The sequence below is a fragment of the Helicobacter kayseriensis genome, assembly GCF_021300655.1.
GTDB lineage: Bacteria > Campylobacterota > Campylobacteria > Campylobacterales > Helicobacteraceae > Helicobacter_G > Helicobacter_G kayseriensis.
The window spans coordinates 1-1211 of the sequence record NZ_JAJTNB010000037.1; the positions used below are offsets into that span (position 1 = coordinate 1).

At 36.3% G+C, this 1211-nt stretch carries 1 protein-coding gene; it reads left to right on the forward strand.

Features of this window, described 5'->3' with window-relative positions:
* Positions 1–1173, forward strand: a 1173-nt coding sequence (locus LW137_RS07110; RefSeq protein ID WP_233034975.1) for an autotransporter outer membrane beta-barrel domain-containing protein, incomplete at its 5' end; no start/stop codon positions are given.
* Between the last annotated feature and the right edge of the window lie 38 nt (positions 1174–1211).

Consider the following 1211-nt stretch of genomic DNA (forward strand, 5'->3'; position numbering starts at 1 on the left):
AATACTGGGTTTGAAACAGCTCAATATACTCTCAATCGTAAAGATACAAGCTCTGATGCTTATTATTATGTCAATCTGGGAGAAGCTAAAAATATTCAAATTGATTCTGATCAAATCTCTTCTGCAACAACAGCAATGTTAAGCAACTACACCCTTTATCTTGCTAACTTCAACTCTTTAAATAAGAGATTGGGAGAACTTAGAGACAACACAAATGAACATGGTGTATGGTCAAGAGTCTTTACAGGATCAATGAGCAATGACTTTGGGATTGGTGGCACTCAAACTTATCTCACAGTGCAAGCAGGATATGATTATGGTGTGACTTTAGAAAATGCAAGAAACTATATTGGAGTTGCTCTTGCATATGTCAGCTCCAAAAACCAAAGCAAAGAAACAACCATTGCTCTAGGGAGAAATGCTAGCCTTACAGGAAAAACTACAGGAACATCTCAAGGTGGAGAACTTGCGATATATAACTCTTATATTGCAGATAGCGGACTTTATAGCGATAGCATTTTAAAACTTGCCTATCTTAATTCTGAGTTTGATCTCTTCAATCAAGCTAAAGCAAGCAATATTGCAAATATAAGCGCTGTTTTAAGTCAAGAAGTGGGATATATCTTCACATTTGATCAAGTTAAAGGCCTTTATATCACTCCTAGTGGAGAATTTTCATTTGGATACCTTAGTCAATCAGACTTCACACAAACACTTCAGAAAAATAATCAAACCTACACTCTGACATCCTCTCAAGATGCTGTGACGATTTTCAAAAGCAAGGTTGAAGCAACATTGGGATATTTCTTTGAGTTTGGAGAGCAAGAAGCAAATCATGCTACAAAAGGAATGTCTTTATATGTTGGAACAGGATATGAGTATGACCTACTTTTGAGTGGAGGAAATATCAACTATAAGAGCAATAACTCTCAGGCAAACCAATATGATGCCCTCAAGTCTGATGGAAGAGTATTGCTCAATGTTGGGACAAACATTGTGTTTAACGATATGGTAAGAGTTTATGCAGATTTTGAAACAACTTTTGCTGGAAAAATCAACAAAGACTATCAAGTCAATCTTGGAGTTAGAATAGGCTTTGGAGACAATCCAACAAAAGAAGAAAAACCAACAAAAGAAGAAACCAAAGCTCCTCTTTCAATCAAATCTGAATAGCTCCATCATATATTCATCCCCTAGTAGAGTGGTCTGCT